At 62.9% G+C, this 17,972-nt stretch carries 20 protein-coding genes; 9 read left to right on the top strand and 11 right to left on the bottom strand.

Going from position 1 to position 17,972, the window contains the following annotated elements:
• The first annotated feature begins 76 nt into the window (after window positions 1-76).
• Window positions 77-859, top strand: coding sequence for an SDR family NAD(P)-dependent oxidoreductase (locus Q1V57_RS08675; protein WP_300529695.1), 783 nt, complete (start codon window positions 77-79; stop codon window positions 857-859).
• A 60-nt stretch (window positions 860-919) separates the two neighbouring features.
• Here Q1V57_RS08675 and Q1V57_RS08670 read toward each other — a convergent pair whose 3' ends face one another.
• The 3 genes from Q1V57_RS08670 to Q1V57_RS08660 all read right to left on the bottom strand — a co-directional run bounded on the left by Q1V57_RS08670 (window position 920) and on the right by Q1V57_RS08660 (window position 3,305).
• The gene (locus Q1V57_RS08670) at window positions 920-2,029 is read right to left on the bottom strand and encodes a serine hydrolase domain-containing protein (RefSeq protein ID WP_300529693.1); all 1,110 of its coding nucleotides are present in this window, start codon (window positions 2,027-2,029) and stop codon (window positions 920-922) included.
• 24 nt (window positions 2,030-2,053) lie between these two features.
• Window positions 2,054-2,617, bottom strand: a complete 564-nt coding sequence (locus Q1V57_RS08665) for a TetR/AcrR family transcriptional regulator (RefSeq protein ID WP_300529692.1) — start codon at window positions 2,615-2,617, stop codon at window positions 2,054-2,056.
• 157 nt (window positions 2,618-2,774) lie between these two features.
• Window positions 2,775-3,305 carry a hypothetical protein gene (locus Q1V57_RS08660; protein ID WP_300529690.1) on the bottom strand — a complete coding sequence of 177 codons (531 nt, stop codon included), beginning with the start codon at window positions 3,303-3,305 and terminating at the stop codon, window positions 2,775-2,777.
• A 130-nt stretch (window positions 3,306-3,435) separates the two neighbouring features.
• Between Q1V57_RS08660 and Q1V57_RS08655 the strand changes: the two genes are divergently transcribed.
• Together Q1V57_RS08655 and Q1V57_RS08650 are read left to right on the top strand one after the other, a co-directional pair.
• Window positions 3,436-3,783: a hypothetical protein gene (locus Q1V57_RS08655; protein ID WP_300529688.1), complete on the top strand. Its 348-nt coding sequence runs from the start codon at window positions 3,436-3,438 to the stop codon at window positions 3,781-3,783.
• A 99-nt stretch (window positions 3,784-3,882) separates the two neighbouring features.
• Entirely contained in the window at window positions 3,883-4,266 is a 384-nt protein-coding gene (locus tag Q1V57_RS08650; RefSeq protein WP_300529686.1) for a VOC family protein, read from the top strand.
• On the opposite strand, the gene Q1V57_RS08645 is transcribed toward Q1V57_RS08650, so the two are convergent.
• From Q1V57_RS08645 to dapF, 4 genes are all read right to left on the bottom strand, one after another.
• On the bottom strand, window positions 4,263-4,538 hold the full coding sequence (locus tag Q1V57_RS08645; protein ID WP_300529685.1) for a Usg family protein: 276 nt from the start codon (window positions 4,536-4,538) through the stop codon (window positions 4,263-4,265). The two genes, Q1V57_RS08650 and Q1V57_RS08645, sit on opposite strands and share 4 nt — an antisense overlap.
• A 75-nt stretch (window positions 4,539-4,613) precedes the next feature.
• On the bottom strand, window positions 4,614-5,906 hold the full coding sequence (locus Q1V57_RS08640) for a tetratricopeptide repeat protein (RefSeq protein ID WP_300529683.1): 1,293 nt from the start codon (window positions 5,904-5,906) through the stop codon (window positions 4,614-4,616).
• Window positions 5,907-6,031: 125 nt separating this feature from the next.
• Window positions 6,032-6,496, bottom strand: a complete 465-nt coding sequence (locus tag Q1V57_RS08635; RefSeq protein WP_300529681.1) for a YtoQ family protein — start codon at window positions 6,494-6,496, stop codon at window positions 6,032-6,034.
• A gap of 16 nt (window positions 6,497-6,512) precedes the next feature.
• Complete coding sequence (dapF, locus tag Q1V57_RS08630) at window positions 6,513-7,370, bottom strand: diaminopimelate epimerase (RefSeq protein ID WP_300529679.1); 858 nt, start codon at window positions 7,368-7,370, stop codon at window positions 6,513-6,515.
• A 44-nt stretch (window positions 7,371-7,414) separates the two neighbouring features.
• Between dapF and Q1V57_RS08625 the strand changes: the two genes are divergently transcribed.
• Together Q1V57_RS08625 and Q1V57_RS08620 are read left to right on the top strand one after the other, a co-directional pair.
• Window positions 7,415-9,595 (top strand): prolyl oligopeptidase family serine peptidase, encoded by a 2,181-nt coding sequence (locus Q1V57_RS08625; RefSeq protein ID WP_300529678.1) that lies wholly within the window; start codon window positions 7,415-7,417, stop codon window positions 9,593-9,595.
• A 62-nt stretch (window positions 9,596-9,657) separates the two neighbouring features.
• Window positions 9,658-10,572, top strand: a complete 915-nt coding sequence (locus Q1V57_RS08620; protein ID WP_300529676.1) for a hypothetical protein — start codon at window positions 9,658-9,660, stop codon at window positions 10,570-10,572.
• On the opposite strand, the gene Q1V57_RS08615 is transcribed toward Q1V57_RS08620, so the two are convergent.
• The 4 genes from Q1V57_RS08615 to Q1V57_RS08600 form a co-directional block, all read right to left on the bottom strand.
• Window positions 10,565-11,221, bottom strand: coding sequence for an HAD-IA family hydrolase (locus Q1V57_RS08615; RefSeq protein WP_300529675.1), 657 nt, complete (start codon window positions 11,219-11,221; stop codon window positions 10,565-10,567). The two genes, Q1V57_RS08620 and Q1V57_RS08615, sit on opposite strands and share 8 nt — an antisense overlap.
• Window positions 11,221-12,267 carry a hypothetical protein gene (locus Q1V57_RS08610; RefSeq protein WP_300529673.1) on the bottom strand — a complete coding sequence of 349 codons (1,047 nt, stop codon included), beginning with the start codon at window positions 12,265-12,267 and terminating at the stop codon, window positions 11,221-11,223. The genes Q1V57_RS08615 and Q1V57_RS08610 overlap by 1 nt, the downstream gene beginning before the upstream one ends.
• A 101-nt stretch (window positions 12,268-12,368) precedes the next feature.
• A complete protein-coding gene (locus Q1V57_RS08605; RefSeq protein ID WP_300529671.1) occupies window positions 12,369-12,866 on the bottom strand; it encodes a hypothetical protein in 498 nt (165 codons plus the stop codon).
• Between the two features lie 72 nt (window positions 12,867-12,938).
• Window positions 12,939-14,627, bottom strand: coding sequence for a hypothetical protein (locus tag Q1V57_RS08600; RefSeq protein WP_300529669.1), 1,689 nt, complete (start codon window positions 14,625-14,627; stop codon window positions 12,939-12,941).
• A gap of 208 nt (window positions 14,628-14,835) precedes the next feature.
• Between Q1V57_RS08600 and Q1V57_RS08595 the strand changes: the two genes are divergently transcribed.
• From Q1V57_RS08595 to Q1V57_RS08580, 4 genes are all read left to right on the top strand, one after another.
• A complete protein-coding gene (locus Q1V57_RS08595; protein WP_300529667.1) occupies window positions 14,836-15,546 on the top strand; it encodes a response regulator transcription factor in 711 nt (236 codons plus the stop codon).
• Between the two features lie 31 nt (window positions 15,547-15,577).
• Window positions 15,578-17,194 (top strand): stimulus-sensing domain-containing protein, encoded by a 1,617-nt coding sequence (locus Q1V57_RS08590; RefSeq protein WP_300529666.1) that lies wholly within the window; start codon window positions 15,578-15,580, stop codon window positions 17,192-17,194.
• Between the two features lie 89 nt (window positions 17,195-17,283).
• Window positions 17,284-17,691: a PTS sugar transporter subunit IIA gene (locus Q1V57_RS08585; RefSeq protein WP_300529665.1), complete on the top strand. Its 408-nt coding sequence runs from the start codon at window positions 17,284-17,286 to the stop codon at window positions 17,689-17,691.
• Window positions 17,688-17,963, top strand: a complete 276-nt coding sequence (locus tag Q1V57_RS08580; protein ID WP_300529663.1) for an HPr family phosphocarrier protein — start codon at window positions 17,688-17,690, stop codon at window positions 17,961-17,963. The genes Q1V57_RS08585 and Q1V57_RS08580 overlap by 4 nt, the downstream gene beginning before the upstream one ends.
• Window positions 17,964-17,972: the final 9 nt, after the last annotated feature.

The raw sequence follows: 17,972 nt of genomic DNA, 5'->3' as shown, positions 1-17,972 counted from the left end.
TCAGGCGGCGCGTTTTCTTTTCTCCCGTCTCAGGCTATGTCGCTGGGCATACGGTTATCAATCCAGGGGAGAACCAATGAAACTCGACAATTCCATCTCCGCGGTCGTTACGGGCGGTGCATCCGGTCTCGGCGAAGGTACAGCCCGCCGTCTCGCGGCCGATGGCGCCAAGGTCGCCATTTTCGACATGAATGCCGAGCGCGGCGAAGCGGTTGCCGGCGAGATCGGCGGCGTTTTCTGCCAGGTCAATGTGGCGGACGAAGCCAGCGTCGATGCCGGTTTCGAAAAGGCCCGCGCGGCGAATGGCCAGGAACGCATCCTGATCAATTGTGCCGGCGTCGGTGCGGCGGAGAAAACGGCACGTCGCTCGTCCTCTTCCGGTGAGATTTCCGCCCACTCGATGGAGCGCTTCAACCGCGTCATCGCCATCAATCTGATCGGTTCTTTCATGTGCGCGGCCAAGTCGGCGGCGGGCATGATGAGCCTCGACCCGATCGGCGATAGCGGCCGCGGCATCATTGTCCACACGGCCTCCGTGGCCGCCCAGGACGGCCAGATCGGCCAGGTGTCCTATTCCGCTTCCAAGGGTGGCATTTACGGCATGACCCTGCCGATGGCCCGCGATCTCGCCAAGGAACAGATTCGCGTCAACACCATCCTGCCGGGCTTCTTCGAGACGCCGATCTACCAGCAGATGCCGCCGGAAGTGAAAATCTCCCTGGCCTCGCACCTGCAATTCCCGACCCGTTTCGGTACCCCGGCGGAATACGCCGACCTGGTCGCCTTCATGGTCACCAATGACTACATGAACGCCGAGTGCGTCCGCCTCGACGCCGGCGCCCGCATGCCCCCGAAATAAGGGCCGGCAACGCTTTAAATGCAAAACCCCGGAAGGCCGCTTCCGGGGTTTTGTTTTGCCTTAATTGCCCCAGTCGGGGCGGGCTTCGGTGCCGAGCTCGAGCAGGGTTGCCTGGGCTGCTGCCGCTGCGTCCGGGCTGCCGGAATTGACCAGGACGGCGACGGCACGCTGATCATTCAACAGGGCGAAGGCGTAGTAAGCGCCGGTCGAGCCGATGTGGAAGGATTGCAGCTCGCCCTGAACCTCCTGGCGCGCCCACCCCAGAGCCGAAGGCGTGCCGTGCACCGTGGTGTGCAAGGTCACAAAACTCTCCGCGCTCAGCCCGGGGGCATCCTGCCCCTGCAGGCCGCAGACATGGTGGCTGAGATAGTGGCCATAACTCTCCGGCGTGATGGCGATATAGCCGGATGGCTGCAGGAAGGGCGCGATTTCCGGCTCGACCTCGTCATAGGCGGTAAGCCCTTCTGGACCTTGATAATGGCCGACCGGTTGCGACGCGCCGACGGGCCGCGGCTCGCCCAGCCCGGCCTCCAGATCCCAGCCCTGCAGGAGGTCTTGCTGCACCAGGTCCAGCCAGCTGCGTTGCGAAACATGTTCGAGCATAACCGCCGCGATGACCGGACCGGCATTGGAATAGGCATAGGCGCCGCGCACGCCGGCCGGGTCCTCGAGCAGGGCCTGCAGCGCAAACTGGCGATGATGGCTGTCCTGCGGGCCGGTCACCTCAACCGCATTCAGCGCCGTACCGGTATGATAGGTGGCAACGCCGCCGGTATGGCTGAACAGCTCGCGCAGGGTGATGGCGCCATTGGGGTTGTCCGCAGTCAGTTCCGGGAAGGCGCCGGAAGCCTGCACGCTGGTGTCCCAGCCGATGTGTCCACTTTCAACCAGCATGGCGGCGACGGTCGCCAGCATGGACTTGGCGTTGGAGCCTAGATTGAAGCGGCTGTCCGCGCCAGCCGGTGTGAGCCCGTCGAGCCGGGTATAGCCGGCGATGGCCGTGCTCACGGTGCCGCATTCGGCCCGGATCACCGCCGCGGCCGGGACCGCTGTATTGGCGGCAAGGGCATCGGCCGCGGTTTGCAGCCGGTCTTGGGCCGCCGCCTGGCCACAGGCGGCCAGGCCAGTGGACAGAGCGCCGGACAGGGCGAGCAGGGGCCAGGAATTCATACGCAATACTCCGTTCAGGCAGGGTCAGCGCGTGCCAATGGCCGCGCGCATCAGGGTGATGAGGTGTTCCGCCGCATCGTCGTGCGGGGCGAGGTCCATCTGTGACAGCATGATCCACTTGGTCAGCTGTCCGATGGTCAGTCCGACAATGAAGCTGACCGGGATATCGCTTCGGATCGAGCCGTCCTGCTGGCCCGCGCGGGCCCAGCTTGCCAGTCTTTTCGAGATCGCCCGGTCGCCATAGTGCTCGACGGCCAGCTTGCCGAACAGCCGCTGATGGTCCTCAAGGAAAGGCAGCGGGCTGGGGCGTTGGCCATGAAGTTTGACCGAGGCGCGGACATAGCTCGCCATATTCTCCAACGGTGAGGCCGCCGCATTGAGCTCGGCTTCCATGGCGTCGATCAGCCGGGCATAGCAGGCCATGTAGAGCGCCTCGCCCAGCGCCTGCTTGCCGCGGAAGTGCTGATACAGCGCCGGATTGGTCAGTCCGGCCCGTTCACCGATATCCCGGATCGAGACGGCGTCGAAACTGCGCTCGGTAAAGAGCGCCAGCGAGGCGTCGAGAATGCGGGTCCGGCCATCGGTCATGGATGCTCCTTAGCAAGCGCTAATTAGCGAACGCTAAGAAATGGACGGATTGGAGTCAAGCCGGCAGTCGGCCGGGTGCTGCAGTCCGGTTTAGACGGGCGCAAAAACAAAAGGCCGGGGCGTAACCCCGGCCTCCTGTCTGGTTCTCGTCTTGCCCTTACTCAGGTGTGGGCAGAATGATCTCGTCGGCGAGGTTGGCCATGACGTCGCGGGCATCAAAGGCGCGCGGATGGTCGGGCTTGGGGCCATTGCCCATGACGATTTCGGCGCTGGCCTCGAAACGGGTGATCTCACGGGTATGCACATCATCCCAGAACGGGTCGTACCAGCCCCGCCAGCCCCAGCGCGGATGGTAATAGCTGTAGTGCACGTAGAAGCCGCGATAGCGCGCATCATAGGGGTCGCCGCCGATATAGCGGGTTTCGCTGTCGACATTGCGTTCGACCACTTCGAAATGGTCAAAGCCCTGTTCCACCGTCAGTTCTGCGGCGCGGTAGATGAGATAGGTTTCCACCGTTTCGCGCTCGGTGATGGAATTGCCGCCGAAGGATACCCGGAAGCGATTGCTCTCAATCTGGTTCTCTTCATAGCCCCAGCGTGAGCCGACGGCCGGCTGGTATGGGGTCGGCATGCTGGTACAGGCGGCCAGCACAGTCATGGTCAACAGGATCAGGAGAGATCGTTTCATCTCTAACTCCACCGCTTAGCGTCCTCGCATAAATAATTATGCCCGCCCCGGGCGCCGAGGAAAGGGCTAAGTGGCGAAAAAGCCGCGAAAGCCCTAGGATGGTATTTGTTTAGGGGAAAGGTTTGGCGTCATGTCGATGATCAGCGCCGTGGTGGCAATGGCCTATGCAGCCCTGCCCGCGCATGTCGATGACCCGGGTGGGGACGAGATTTTCGCCACCTGTCTGGCCCGCGGTGGCGAGCATGACTCCTGTCATTGCGTTTCCCGCGAAGCCCATTCCCGTTTTACCGCCGAAGAGCTGGCTGTCGTCGTGATCGCGGCCGATCCGCAACTGAGCAGTGAGCAGCGCGCCGAGCGCCTGCGCGCCCGCGGCGCCAATCCGACCAGCCTGTCCTCGGTGACGCGCCGCCTCGTCGCCGCCGAGCCGGTGATCCAGCAGGCGTGCGGGGCGGGAATCCTGCGCATGCGCGGCGAGTAGCCCTCCGCCTGAGTGATTTGTCCTGGAGTAAATTGAAAACGCTCACACTCGCCGTCATGATCGCGAGTGCATGCTGCGAGCAGACAGGAGGGGTGAGCCATGAAAATGTACATCAAGAGCGTGATGGTTGAGGATCAGGCCCGGGCGCGAGAGTTTTATACCGGCACGCTGGGCTTTGTGATCAAACACGATATCCCGATGGGCGAGTTTAACTGGCTGACCCTTGTCTCGCCGGAGGAACCCGAGGGTGTCGAGCTCGGCCTCGAGCCCAATCAGCACCCCGCCGCCCGGCAGATGCAGGTCGCGCTCAAGGCAGACGGTATTCCCTGGACGGCCTTCAGCGTTGATGACATCCAGTCCGAGTATGAACGCCTTAAAGCGGCCGGCGTGAGCTTCACCCAGGCGCCGGTCAAGGCGGGCGAGGTCACCCTCGCCGTCTTTGATGACACCTGTGGCAATCTGATCCAGATGATCGAATTCTAGTTCAGGCGCAGCTCGATATCCGCCCGGCTCCACTCGGCCGGCCCGATCAGTCCGCGATGGGCGATGCGCACGGTGTGGATCACGGCATCGATTTCGGCGCGCCAGAAATCGAGAAATCTGATCAATCGCGGATATCGCGGCGCAAGGTCCTGGGTTTGCCAGAGAAAGCTCTGAATAAGGCTCGGATGGTCCGGCATGTAGTACAGCACTTCTGCTGTAGTCAGCCGGTGGCCGCTCAGCTGTGCGGCGAAATCCCTGTCAGTCTCCATCATCATCGCCTCCTTTGCTCGCGCGGTGGAGACCATCAAGATTATGAGAAATGGATGAATGGAATCTGAGGGCGTCGTTTACGGAAGATCCATTTCCAGGATGACAGTGTAGGGGCGTTCCGATTCGGGCACGCTGCCATCCTCGGGGAAGAGCGGCCAGGCCGCATTGGCAACCAGCCAGGCCCGGCCATCCGCCAGATCCACCAGGGTCGGCTCGGTACCGCCGGTCATGTCCGCATGCCCGCGCAGCAACACTTCAGTGCTCTCCACCTCGCGGCCCTCGCGATCAAGATCGATGGCCATCATCTGATGGGGTGCTGCGCCGTTGCGGACGGCGACGATGCGGCCATCCCGGGTGTTGAGCAGGCCATCAATACCGATCAGCGACGCATCGCCGGGACGGACCAGGGAGACCGAGCGGTCTCCCAGATCAATGCGCCAGAGGCCGGTGGAATAATCCGCCGCATAGAGTGCGCCGCGGGTCAGGGCGAGGCCCTGCAGGCTGACGAAGCGCGGATCCTCGACCAGGAGTTCCAGCTCACCTGAAATGGAGTTGAGCACATAGATGCGCGGCGCCCCGGCGTCGGCGACATAGACCATGCCATCGCGGACAACGAAGTCGGCCATGCGGACCGCACCGTCGATCTCATAGCGGCGATAAAGATCGCCGGTCATCAGATCAAAGGCGAACAGGGCGGTGCCCTCCGCCTCGCCGTCTTCCATAGGGGTCTGCGGCACCACGCCGGAGGCGGCCCAGACCATGCGCGTGCGGTCATCAACGGCGATCCCGAAGACCGACCACAAACCGTCTTCCCGGTCGGCGAAAACAATCGGGTCATTGGGGGCAAAGGGTTCAAGCAAAAGGATTTCGCGCTCGGCCACGGAGGACAGGAAAATCCGGTCGGTCTCGATATCGACGGCCACGCCCTCAATCAGCGCGCCCGGGCGATCAATCACCGCTGCCCGCTCGGCGCGGCCGACGGGTTCGCCATTGGCTGCGAGGGCCGCGCGCACGGCGGCGAAACGGTCCGGGTCTGCTTCGCTGAGCCAGGCCTCGACACGGGTGAGGTCATAGGTCAGCCCGGCGGCATCCATGGCTTCCAGCGCAGTCAGCGCATCTTCCGGATGCTCGGCCCGCCGGGCGACGGTGACCAGGCCGTTGAGCACAGCCGGATGGCCCGGCTTGAGATCGCGCACGGCTTCCAGGGCGCGTTTGGCGGCTTCGAAATCACCGGCTTGCAGGGCCTGATTAGCCAGGCCGAATAGTTCCATCGACACGGTTTGCTGGGTTACGACAGGAGCGTCGTCCTGGGCCAGGGCCGGTACGGCCAGGCCGGCCGCCAGCGCGGCGCTAAGAAAGAATTGGCGCATCATCTTGCCCTTGGGTCTGACCCGGATGCTGATCCCCAACCGCGACGAAATCGCGGCCCTCGCGGGGATAATATGAGACAATGACGCTTGGCGACAATGAACTCGGCAGTGAGGGGAAAGCCGCGCTAGCGGTTCAACGTACCGTCGATAACGTAGGCAAGGATTTCCGCCACCTGTTCCGGCTCGCGCGCGACGGCCAGGGCTGCTCCATCAACCTCTTTCAGGGCATGGGTCAGGTTTTCATCGTGCAGGGTGATCAACGGCGTCCCGAGCGCGGCCGCGAAGCCGGCATCGAAGGCGGCATTCCACTGCTTGTACTTGTCGCCGAAGCGGACCACCGCGATATCGGCCCGCTCCATCAGGGTACGGGTGCGAATAGCGTTGAGCTTGGCGCCCTTATGGTCGCGCCAGAAAGGCTGATCTTCCTCGCCGAGGATCACCGCGCCGCAATCATCGCTATCGGCATGCACGGTGACCGGGCCGACAAACTCCACCGGCAGGTCCATGCGATCGACGGCGTCGATGATCCGTTCGCGCCAGTCGGTGTGAATTTCGCCGGAAAGATAAACGGTCCAGATCGCTTCGCTCATGGCTCTGCCCCAAAGGTTAGAGTTGGATATCGACCTCGCCCTCGTCTTCGACGGGGCCGGTCAGGACGACGTGGTTATCGCGCTCGCGCCATTCCACATGCAACTCGCCGCCATCGGCCATGATAGAGGCGGAGCGTGCGGCGAGGCCGCGGCGGTGCGCAGCAACGAGGGTGGCGCAGGCGGCAGTACCGCAGGCGGCGGTGATGCCCGCGCCGCGCTCCCAGACCCGCAGGCGGATATGGCTGGCGTCGAAAATCTGGGCGAAGCTGGCATTGACCCGCTCGGGGAAGACCGGATCCATTTCGATCTCGCGCCCGATGGCGGCCAGCGGCAGGCTCTCCACATCGCGCACGAAGAAGACGGCGTGGGGATTGCCCATATTGACCGCGCCGGGGTTTTCCACCCGCACGCCGCCGGCCTCGGCGGCAAAATCGAGCTGAACCGTGTCCATCTCGCGCGCCAGCGGAATGTTCTGCCAGTTCAGCCGCGGCTCGCCCATATCGACGCGGATCTGGCCATTGCCAGCGGTGTCGGCATGCAGCAAGCCGCCCACAGTTCCGATTGCCACCCGGTCGAGCGCGTCATCCTGCATCATGGCCTGGGCTGCGGCCCGCGTACCATTGCCGCAGGCGCCGACCTCGTCGCCATCGGCATTCCAGATCCGCATAAAGGCGTCGGCGCCATCCGCGTCTTCCAGCACAAGTAGTTGATCAAACTGGAATTCACCCGCCCAGCGGCGAACCTGGTCCGCCGCCGGAGAGACCCGTCCGGCACGCCCGCGGACGTCTGCCAGGATAAAGCGGTTGCCCGCGCCATTCATGCGTCTTGCCTTCATGGCGCTCCGATAGCGCTTAGACGGCTTTACGTCCAGCATGGCTCGGTCTTAACTGCGCGCCGCAGAGTTAAGGGGAGACATGAATGTCTAACGTGACCAAGGCCTCGATTGCCGGTGTCAGCATGCTTGCGCTTGCGGCCTGTAATCCGGCGACCCAGCAAGAGGATGCACCAGTGGAGGCAGGCACAGCCGATAGCGGCGGCGAGCGCCAGATCGTCGAGATCGATCCGAACAATGATCCGCGTCTGTGGCTGGAAGAGGTCGAGGGCGAGGAAGCCATCGCCTGGGCCGAGGGCGAGAACGCCCGCACGTTCGAACGCCTGCAGGGCGATGCGCGCTATCAGGGCCTGTTTGACCAGGCGCTTGCGGTCTACCAGAGCGAGGACCGCATCCCCTATGGGGCCTTCCAGGGCGGCTATGTCTGGAATTTCTGGCAGGACGCGACCAATACCCATGGTTTGTGGCGCCGCACGACGCTGGAAAGCTATCTCACCGACGAACCGGAATGGGATGTCATCCTCGATCTCGACACGCTGTCCGATGCGGAGGGCTCAAACTGGGTCTGGCGCGGCGCCAACTGCCTCGCCCCGGCCTATGACCGCTGCATGATCACGCTGTCCGACGGGGGATCCGACGCCGCCGTACGCCGTGAATTCTCGGTCTCCGAGCGCGCTTTCGTCGAAGGTGGTTTTGTCACCCCGGAATCCAAGGGCGGTGTGAGCTGGATCGATGCCGACACGCTCATGGTCGGTCTTGCGACCAGCGAGGCGGACACCACTGATAGCGGATACCCGTCCGTGGCCTATCGCTGGGCCCGCGGCACCGAGCTGTCTGACGCCACCGAGGCTGTGCGCGGCGATCGCGAGGATGTCGGCCTGTTCTCCTTCCGCGTCGAAGACAGCGACGGCACCGTCTACATGATGGCCTCGGAAGCGGACACATTCTACGACACGACCTGGTGGTATCTGCCCAATGAGGGCGAGGCCATGCAGCTGCCGCTGCCGCCGAAATCCTCGATCCAGGAAATGTATCAGGGCCAGCTCGTTTTCACCCTGCAGGAAGACTGGACCCCGGTTGAGGGGGGCGAGACCTATCCGTCCGGTGCTCTCTTGTCCTTCGAGATGGCGGCCTTTGCTGCCGCCGGTGAACTGCCGGACGTGCACACGGTTTACATTCCGCGCGAGCGCCAGTCGCTTGGCGGTATCGGGGCGACCCGCTCGGCCCTGATGGTGGCGATCGACGAGAATGTCGTGGGCGGTATCGAGGCCTTCCAGTTCGCGGATGGCGAATGGACCTCGGAAAGCCTTCCGGTGCCGGAGAACCTGACCATCGGTCTGGGTTCGACCAATTCCGGCGAGGACATCGCTTTCATGAATGCCGAAGGCTTCCTGACGCCGGATACGCTGTACATGATCAATGCGGCGGACATGACGGTGAACCCGATCAAGTCCATCCCGGAGCGTTTCAACGCCGAAGGGCTGGTCGTCGAGCAGCTGGAAGCTGAGTCGACCGACGGCACCATGATCCCGTATTTCGTCGTGCGCCGTGAAGACACGGTGATGGATGGTTCCACCCCGACCCTGCTCTACGCTTATGGCGGGTTCGAGGTCTCCATCCGCCCGAGCTATTCCGGCAGCCGTGGCCAGCTCTGGCTGGAAAATGGCGGCGCCTATGTGGTTGCCAATATCCGCGGCGGTGGCGAGTTCGGCCCGTCCTGGCACCAGGCCGGTCTGAAAATGGATCGCCAGCGCATCTATGACGACCTCATCGCGGTCGCCGAGGACATGCACGATAATGGTCTGACCAGCCCGCGCCGGACGGCCGTCTATGGCGGTTCCAATGGCGGCCTGCTGACGGGTGTGATGTACACCCAGCGCCCGGATCTGTGGAACGCGGTTATCTCCGCCGTGCCGCTGCTCGACATGCTGCGATATCACACGCTGCTGGCCGGCGCGTCCTGGATGGGTGAATACGGTAATCCGGAAGATCCGGACGAGGGCGCTTTCCTGCGCTCGATCTCGCCGTATCACAATGTCGATGCCAATGGTGAGTATCCGGAGATCTATCTCTACACCTCGACCAAGGACGATCGCGTCCACCCGGGCCATGCCCGCAAGATGGCGCATCTGCTGTCCGATCTCGGCCATGATTATCTCTATTACGAGAACATCGAAGGCGGTCACTCCGCTGCGGCCAATCTGGAAGAGCTCGCCCGTCGCGATGCGATGCTCTACGCCTTCCTGATGCAAAAGCTGATGGATTGATCATCAAGCGCCGGGGCGGACCGCAAGGTCCGCCCCGTTGCTTTTGAGCGGGGAATGACACGGTGAAGATCGATCTGGAATCGCGCATCATCGACGCGGTCAATGCACGCGGGCCGTTGCTAGGCCGTGAACTCATGGCAGCCCTCGACGGGGCGGCCTATCTGGATGTCTGGCGGGCCTGTTTCGGCTCGGGCTTCCTGCAGATCTCGCACTTCGCCCGCTATTATCTGCGCTTTGATGTGACGCGGGAGGATTATATCCGCCTGAGCCCGTCCATCCTGCGCGATTTCCTGACCTTCACCCTGATCTCCCTGCCGCACCAGCGCGAGCAGGTGATCGAGCGCCAGATCCAGCTCTCCAACCAGCATCGCGAGATTTCGGTCTACAAGCTGAAAGTCGCCCGTCAGACGCTGATGGCGCTGAGCCAGTCAGCCCGCCGCGATGTACTGGCCAATGGCGTCTGTTTCGTCGCCGGCGATATCGCCTATTACCTCGCCCATAACGAGCCGCGCGAAAACGCCGAGCTGGGCAAGATGGTGCAGGGCTCTGATGTCGATATCGTCGTGGTTTTCCGCGACGGGTTTGATCCGGCGCGCATCGCCGAGATCGACGAGGAAATGCTCGAGGTGAAGCATTACATCCTGCGGTCGACCAATTTCCGCGAGGAAGTCGATTTCGTCGTCAAGACGGAAGAGAAAATGCGCACCCAGCTGGGCTATGGCGATATCCATCAGAAAATCGCCTCGAAAATCCTCTATGAGAGCCTCTTCCTGGCCGGCGATTTCGAGTTTTATTCCGCGCTCAAAAGTGCGCTGACCAAGAGCGGAACCGAAGCCAAGATCAATGCCGACTTCGATGCCGCGCTCGATAGCCGCAAGGATTCCATGAAGCGCCTGCTCAACTCCGAAAGCGGTATTGAGGACAAGTCGATCCAGTCGCTCTTCTTCTTCTCCCAGGAACGCCTGGAATTCACCTGATCGCGACGCGGAGCGTGGCGGCACCGGACGCATCGCGCTCAATGCTCAGCTGGTCATGCCCGGTGATGTGCGCCGTGGTGCCGGCCGGCGTCTCGCTCTGTGCATGGATATAGATCGCCCGCATGCCCGCTGCCCGGGCTGCCGCGATGCCGGGGCCGGCGTCCTCGATGACCAGGCAATCGGCCGGGGCCACGCCCAGCTTTTCCGCCCCCATGAGAAATCCGTCCGGTGCCGGCTTGCCGCGCTCGACATCGCGGGCGGTGACCCAGGCGACGGGTTGCGGATGGCCGGCGGCTGTCATGCGGGCCTGCGCCAATTCCAGTGGAGCCGAGGTCACCACGGCCCATTCTTCCCGCTGCAATGCCGACAGGATTGTGGCGATGCCGGGGATCGGGATGGTCAGATGGGCGCTGGCCATTTCCTGTTCGATCAGCTCGGCCCAGACCGCCTCGATATCCGCCCCGGGCAGGAAGTGGCGCACGACCTCGACCGCCTTGCGGCCATGAATGCGCGCCTTCACCTCGGCGAAATCGAGGCCATGCTTGCCCGCCCAGAGCTGCCAGCTCGCTTCGATGGCCGGATTGCTGTCCACCAGCACACCATCCATGTCGAACAGGATGGCCTTGAAGGGCAGGCGTTGGGAGGTCATCAGGCTGTAGCCTGGGTGTAGAGATGGCGAAGCACGGCCAACCGGGCCGCGCTCAGCGTCTGCTTGCGCCGCGCGGCAATGGTTTCAGCATCGCCGAGGAAGCGGTCCAGCCGGTAACGCGGCGCCCGCGCGGACCCCCAGACGAAGGCCGGTACATATTTGCCCTCCGGCGCTTCGAACAGATTGGCGCCGAGATCGATGACCGAGCCGGTCGACAGCAGCGTGCCGATGCCGGTCTTGACGAATTCGGAGATCACCGAGCCGAACTTGATCGTACCGGTATCATAGGCGACCGGCACATCATGAGCGGCCCCGTGCGCCGGTGCAGTGAGCCGCACCTCGCCGTAATTATTCTTCAGGTCCGAGGTTGTCGTCAGGGCCCCGAGATTGACCCATTGGCCAATCAGTGAATGGCCGACAAAGCCCTCATGATGCTTGTTGGAGAAGTCGTTGAAGATGGAAGCTTCCACTTCGCCGCCCAGGCGTCCATGACGGCCGATCACAGTGCTGGAGAGATGGGCGCTGTCGATGCGCGCATCCGGACCGATATAGGCAGGCCCGGCGATATAGCTCATGCGGGCAATACGGGCATTGGCATCGATCACGACCGGTCCGTTTTCGGTGTTGATGATACAGCCCGGCTCGATCACGGCGGAGGGGTGGCGCTTGAAGGCGCTGTCCGCTCCGATGATCGCCGGCGCATCGCTGACAAAACCGTCGAGCTGGCCAGTGCGGCCCATCAGCTCGACATCGGAGCCGATGCGCTGGTCGAGCGTGTCGATGATCCGCCCGGCTTCCAGACCCGTGCTCGACAATCCCTGATCCGCCTCACCGGCATCTTCGTGCTCGAAACCCGCTGCGGAGCGGACTAGATCGCCATAGCGCTCATCCCGGCAGGCATACGCGAAATGCGTGACGCCTTCCGCCTTGAGCCGCTCAACCGGGGTGAAAACGCCGTCGCGGGCGTTGAACACGCTCAGCGTCGGACTGATGAAGCGCGTTGCGATCGACAGATCGTCATCGAGGAGAACGCGTGTTGTGGTCATGCCCGCCGTCCGCCGGTCCTGCTGGGGCCCGCATCAGGCGGGCCGGAATGACCCATAGATGACGTGACTTGCCGGATTTGGGCAAGCCGGTATGCCATGGCCTAGTCGAATGCGGCTTCGACCGGCCAGTCATCCGACTGCTGGCGCCAGAGCAGGGAGGCGACTTTCCACTCGCCTTCAATCTTGAAGAAGGTCACGAAATTCACCCCGGTCAGGATCAGCTCACCGGTGGCGCCGTTATAGCCCTCATAGGCCGAGCGCAGATAGGCGATCTCGCCGAAGACCTCGACCTGGTTGCGGGTTGCGGTCTCGGTGAAACCATTGTCCGAGAGCCAGGAACCATTGCGCTCGATATAGTCTTCCAGCGTGATGACACGGCCGCGGCCATTGCCGTCCGGGCCCGGGCCAACCGCGCCCATCGAGGCGTTGGGCAGGAACAGGGTGCGCATATGGTCGAAATCACGTGCTTCACCGACCGGGCCGGAGATGACGGCATAGACCTCATCCATGGCGGCAATGATATCGGCCTCATCATCGGCCATTGCAGCCGGTGCGGCCAGGAGTGTCAGGGCCGCAAGGCCGGTCAGAAAACGAAGCATGGATGAAATCTCCCCCTGTTTGAGGCGGGAGAGATTGCCCGCGACCAGAAAGACGGGCAAGTGACGCTTTGGTCAGGCTGCGGTATTGATCTGGGCCATGAGCTGCTGGATTTGCTGCACTTTCGGGCGGCCATCCGGGCTCTGGGCCTCTTTCAGACCCATTTCCGACTTGATCAGCCTGACGGCGCGGGCCTGGGCATCGCGCAGGCATTCACCCTTGGGCAGGGCACCGGCCTGGGCCAGTTTCAATAGCGCCTGGGCCCGGTCGAGGGCTGGTCGGGGGCCTTTCTCGACGGCACAGAGAATATTGGTGGTATCAAGGATTTTCAGCCCCAGCTGATCCAGCGCCGCGGCCAGTTCAGTCTTGTCACGTTCGGGATAGGTGCCGCGCAGAACGCGGGCCTGGTGTGCGGTGAGCTGGGACAGGGCCTCGAGCGGCTTGCCCGGACCGCGCACGAAATGGGTTTCCGTCTTGTTGGCGCCCAGCGTTGAGCGGACATAGCCCGCCAGCTTGGACTTATTGCCTTCGCCGACGAGATTCTCCTCCAGCCCCAGAAGGAGATCGATCTCCTCGTTCGGGTCGCGCGCATAGCGCAGCAATTCATCGATCGCCTCGGGCTGTAGCAGGCGGGAGGAGCGCGAGGTGAACGCCTTGATCAGGCGGTCGACCGGCAGGGCTGCATCAGCCGACATGACCAGTTTTTGTGCCAGATCGCGGGCCAGGCGGATTTCTTCGCGGATCGAGGACGGCCGCAGACGCTTGGGTTTTTCCAGCTCTTTCAGCAAAACCTGGGCAATGGCGGTGCGGCATTCGCCGAGATCGCCATCGCCGATCTTCTGCGCCATCCGCTTGGCGGCGCGCGGGGCCATGCCGAGCGCTTCCGCACCATGATCGCCATCATAAAGGCAGGTCAGCCGGATCACCGTCTCGCCGAGGTCATTGCATTTGCCCAGCAGCGCATCGCGGCCGGCGTCAAAGCCGATCAGGTCGGTCAGGAAGGCGTCGACTTCGTCATGGGCAAATTCCCGTGCCGCCTCATCGGTCGGCAGGGTGTCAGCCATTTCCAGCAGGAGGTCGAGCTTGTCACCGTATTTCTTGGCTGTTTTGAGCCGGTCGGTCATGGCGGCGCGCAAGGCATATCCGCGCGCATCATTCTGGTGGATGGCGCCGGCCACTTCGGCGAAATCCTTGCCCTTGGGATAGGTCTGCAGCCGGTCCTCGCGCGCATCCTTGTAGATCCGGTTCAGACTCATCTGCACCAGGTCATTGAGCTGTTTGACCACGGTCTGGACATTGGCGGCGTTGTCCTGGGCGCTGGCGACGGCGACTTTCTGCACGGCGTGCTGCAGCTCGGTACCGGAGGCTTCGAGCTTTTCCACCAGGTCGGCGCTATGCAAAAGCTCCATGGGAAGCGCTTGCTGACGCTCGAACCAGCCTGTCAGTGAGCGGCGGATGGTGTCGCGGGCATGGCCTTTCGACAGATCATCGGGGGCGAAACAGGGCAGGCCGGCATCGCCGGTCTTGTCCTTGATCTGACCAAAGGCTTCGGCCCCGCCTTCGAAAATCGGGACTGACCGGAAGGTGCGCTCGCCATTATTGAAGCGTTCCTTGGTGACGCGGACCGAGCCGGACTTGTACTGGGACAGCAAAGTGTGCGCGACCTTGATCGATTCATCACGCTCCTTGCAGGCCCCGTGCAGGGCCCAGCCGGATTTCTCGTTCTTCTTGAGAAAGACTTCGTAATGAACGTCTTCGGCCATGGCAGCTGATCCTCTCGCGCCACCTCATTCTTGCCGAATTCGTTTAAAACCTTACTAACCATGGCCAAGCTGTTGCGAAGCGCTTGGCGTGTGCGGGCAGAGATGTCTATGGTGAAACGCGAACCGGGCAGCAAGCCCGCGTCGGCTCTGGGTTTTTCCGATCGGGTGATTTGGAGCAACTTAATTCGGGACAGATTTCGGAGAAGGCATGGCTACCATCGCGCTTGTCGACGACGACGAGAACATCATCACATCGGTCTCCATTTTCCTCGAGGGTGAGGGCTATAATGTGCGGACCTATAATGATGGCGCTTCGGCCCTGACGGCATTGACGGAAGACCCGCCGGATCTGGGTATTTTCGACATCAAAATGCCGCGCATGGACGGGTTGGAATTGCTGCGCCGCCTGCGCCAGTCCTCCAACCTGCCGGTCATTTTCCTGACCTCCAAGGATGATGAGTTCGACGAAGCGCTGGGGCTCAATCTCGGGGCTGACGATTATATCGCCAAGCCCTTCTCCCAGCGTCTCCTGGGTGAGCGGGTCAAGGCGGTTTTGCGCCGTGCCGGTGCGCAGGGCGATATCGCCGCGCCGGCCGGGCTTGAGCCCGGTGACAGCAAGCCGCTCGAGCGCGGCAAGCTGCTGCTGGATCCCAATCGCCATGCCTGTTCCTGGAATGGCGAACCGGTCCGGCTCACCGTCACCGAATTCCTGATCCTTCAGGCTCTGGCGACGCGCCCGGGCTATGTCAAAAGCCGCGATAACCTGATGGACGCGGCCTATGATGATCAGGTCTATGTCGACGACCGCACCATCGACAGCCATATCAAGCGCATCCGCAAGAAATTCCGCGAAGTCGACAAGACTTTCGACTCGATCGAGACGCTCTATGGCGTTGGATACCGATACAAAGAGGACTGATCCGGCCCCTGCGGGCGCGTTTGCGCCCGTAGTGCGTTTGTGGCGGCGGCTGGTCGCTCTGGTCCGGGGCATCCGGCCGAGCGCCTCCTCACGTCTGGCGCAGCTGATCCTGTTCGCCAATTTTATCGCCCTGGGCGTGCTCGTCGTCGGCATGATGGCGCTGACGGAAACGCGGCGCGGCCTGGTCAATGCCAAGATTGAAAGCCTGCGTGTGCAGGGCGAGTTGATCGCCAATGTCCTGGCTGAAGGGGCATCGGTCACCTCGCCAACCCCGGCGATGAATAATGCCGATGCGCGCGCGCTACTGCGCCAGCTCTATGTGCCGGAAGAATCCCGCGTTCTTTTGTTCGACAAGGGTGGCGATATCGTTGCCGACAGCCATTTGCTGGCGGATGTGTTTGAAACCGTCGACCTGCCGCCCCCGGGCGAGGAGCGGGCCGGTCTCGCCCAAGCGGCCCGGACCCTGCCGACCCGGATTCTGGACGGCTTCTCCAGCGTCCTGTCGACCGCCGAGGAACGCGCCGCGCTGAACCGGGACCTGACCGAGGAAGTGCAGCAGGTCATCCAGGGCGAGCGCGTTGCCGGTGTGCGTTATGACGAGGCGGGCAGCCGCGTGGTGTCTGTTTCCATTCCGATCCAGCCGGTGCGTGCGGTGATCGGGGTCGTGACCATTGAAAGCTATGATCTTGATACCCTGATCCAGGCCGAGCGACGGGCCCTGGTGCCCTTTATCCTCATTGCCGCCCTGGTCACCGGCGTGTCCTCGCTGTCCTTGACGGTGTTCATCGCGCGGCCGATCCGGCGCCTGGCGCGGGTTGCGCAGGAAGCGCGGCGGGCCGGCGGGCGGCGGGTGAAAATGCCTGATCTGCGCGCCCGGCGCGACGAGATCGGCGAGCTCGGCGTCTCGCTTTCGGAGATGACCGAGGCGCTTTACGACCGGCTCGATGCGATTGAACGCTTCGCCGCCGATGTCGCCCATGAACTGAAAAACCCGCTCACCTCCATTCGCTCGGCGGCGGAAGTTCTGCCCCTGGCCAAGGATGAGGTCCGCCGTGACCGGCTGCTCAAGGTGATCGCGGCCGATGTCGGGCGGCTGGACCGGTTGATCACTGATATCTCCCGCGCCTCGCGGGTTGATGCGGAACTGGCGCGTGAGGATATCGGGCCGTTCGATCTCACCGGTCTCCTCGGCGAGCTGAGCGAGACCTATAATGAAGCCCAGTCGGAGGTTCGCCTCGACTTCGTCAACAAGGTCCGCAATGGCCGTGTGCTGGGGCGCGAAGTGCCGCTGGGGCAGGTCTTCCGCAACCTGGTCGACAATGCCCTGACCTTCTCGCCGGCCGGCAGCACCATCACCATCTCCGCCCGCCGCGGACATCGCGATGGCGGCAGCTCTCTGGTTGTCACGGTCGATGATCAGGGGCCGGGCATTCCGGAAGAAAATCTCGAGACAATTTTCGAGCGCTTCTACACCGAACGTCCCAAGGGGGCGGCTTTCGGGGCCCATTCCGGGCTCGGCCTTGCAATCTCGCGCCAGATCGTCAAGGCCCATGGCGGCCAGATCTACGCAGTGAACCGGCTCAATGAGGATGGCAGTGTCCGCGGTGCACGCTTCACCGTCGACCTGCCCGCGGCACCGGCGGAATAGGCCTCGCCCCGGCCCGCGACTGAACTTCGCACCCTCGCAGTTGCAAAAAGGCTTTCCCCCGGAGCGAAAGCCGCGTTTACATAGACGTCATGATCGGAGTCGTCATTGTCAGCCACGGCCGTCTGGCCGATGAATTCGTCGCCGCCACAGAGCATGTGGTGGGGCCGATGGATGCGTTCCTGGCTGTCTGTATCGGTCCTGATGATGATCTGGAAAAGCGCCGGGCCGATATCCGCCAGTCGATCGCCGATGCGGATCGCGGTGAGGGCGTGCTCATCCTTACGGACATGTTCGGCGGCACCCCGTCCAATCTTGCCATCTCCCTGCTCGAGCCGGGCAAGGTCGAGGTGATCGCTGGGGTCAATCTGCCGATGCTGATCAAGCTGGCTGAAGCCCGCTCGCGTTCATCGCTCGACGAGCTGGCGGCGATGGGTGTTGATGCCGGCAAGCGCTATATCGCCATTGCCTCCACCGTGCTTGAAGGAGCCGGTAAGTGAATTCAGCCGAACGCCGTGTCACTGTCTGCAATGCCCGCGGCCTTCACGCCCGTGCGGCTGCCAAATTCGTCGAAATGGCCCAGGGCTTTGATGCCACCATCCATGTCAGCCGTGACGGTGAGACGGTCAATGCCGACAGCATTATGGAATTGCTGATGCTGGCAGCCAGCAAGGGCAGCGAGATCGAGATCCGCAGCGATGGCAGCCAGGCCGAGGAAGCGATTGACGCCCTGGCCGGCCTCGTCGAAGCCGGTTTTTACGAGACCGATTAAAGCGGCGAG

Origin of the sequence: Maricaulis sp., assembly GCF_030149425.1 — a bacterium.
Taxonomy (GTDB): domain Bacteria; phylum Pseudomonadota; class Alphaproteobacteria; order Caulobacterales; family Maricaulaceae; genus Maricaulis.
This window is presented reverse-complemented; position numbering and strand designations above follow the sequence as displayed.

Excerpts from the sequence above, each read along its gene's own strand:
- Q1V57_RS08670 (WP_300529693.1), bottom strand. The coding sequence starts at position 2,029 with ATGAATTCCTGGCCCCTGCTCGCCCTGTCCGGCGCTCTGTCCACTGGC.
- Q1V57_RS08655 (WP_300529688.1), top strand. The coding sequence starts at position 3,436 with ATGTCGATGATCAGCGCCGTGGTGGCAATGGCCTATGCAGCCCTGCCC.
- Q1V57_RS08605 (WP_300529671.1), bottom strand. The coding sequence starts at position 12,866 with ATGCTTCGTTTTCTGACCGGCCTTGCGGCCCTGACACTCCTGGCCGCA.
- Q1V57_RS08610 (WP_300529673.1), bottom strand. The coding sequence starts at position 12,267 with ATGACCACAACACGCGTTCTCCTCGATGACGATCTGTCGATCGCAACG.
- Q1V57_RS08645 (WP_300529685.1), bottom strand. The coding sequence starts at position 4,538 with ATGATGGAGACTGACAGGGATTTCGCCGCACAGCTGAGCGGCCACCGG.
- Q1V57_RS08615 (WP_300529675.1), bottom strand. The coding sequence starts at position 11,221 with ATGACCTCCCAACGCCTGCCCTTCAAGGCCATCCTGTTCGACATGGAT.
- Q1V57_RS08595 (WP_300529667.1), top strand. The coding sequence starts at position 14,836 with ATGGCTACCATCGCGCTTGTCGACGACGACGAGAACATCATCACATCG.
- Q1V57_RS08660 (WP_300529690.1), bottom strand. The coding sequence starts at position 3,305 with ATGAAACGATCTCTCCTGATCCTGTTGACCATGACTGTGCTGGCCGCC.
- Q1V57_RS08640 (WP_300529683.1), bottom strand. The coding sequence starts at position 5,906 with ATGCGCCAATTCTTTCTTAGCGCCGCGCTGGCGGCCGGCCTGGCCGTA.
- Q1V57_RS08675 (WP_300529695.1), top strand. The coding sequence starts at position 77 with ATGAAACTCGACAATTCCATCTCCGCGGTCGTTACGGGCGGTGCATCC.
- dapF (WP_300529679.1), bottom strand. The coding sequence starts at position 7,370 with ATGCTGGACGTAAAGCCGTCTAAGCGCTATCGGAGCGCCATGAAGGCA.
- Q1V57_RS08650 (WP_300529686.1), top strand. The coding sequence starts at position 3,883 with ATGAAAATGTACATCAAGAGCGTGATGGTTGAGGATCAGGCCCGGGCG.
- Q1V57_RS08665 (WP_300529692.1), bottom strand. The coding sequence starts at position 2,617 with ATGACCGATGGCCGGACCCGCATTCTCGACGCCTCGCTGGCGCTCTTT.
- Q1V57_RS08600 (WP_300529669.1), bottom strand. The coding sequence starts at position 14,627 with ATGGCCGAAGACGTTCATTACGAAGTCTTTCTCAAGAAGAACGAGAAA.
- Q1V57_RS08635 (WP_300529681.1), bottom strand. The coding sequence starts at position 6,496 with ATGAGCGAAGCGATCTGGACCGTTTATCTTTCCGGCGAAATTCACACC.
- Q1V57_RS08585 (WP_300529665.1), top strand. The coding sequence starts at position 17,284 with ATGATCGGAGTCGTCATTGTCAGCCACGGCCGTCTGGCCGATGAATTC.
- Q1V57_RS08625 (WP_300529678.1), top strand. The coding sequence starts at position 7,415 with ATGTCTAACGTGACCAAGGCCTCGATTGCCGGTGTCAGCATGCTTGCG.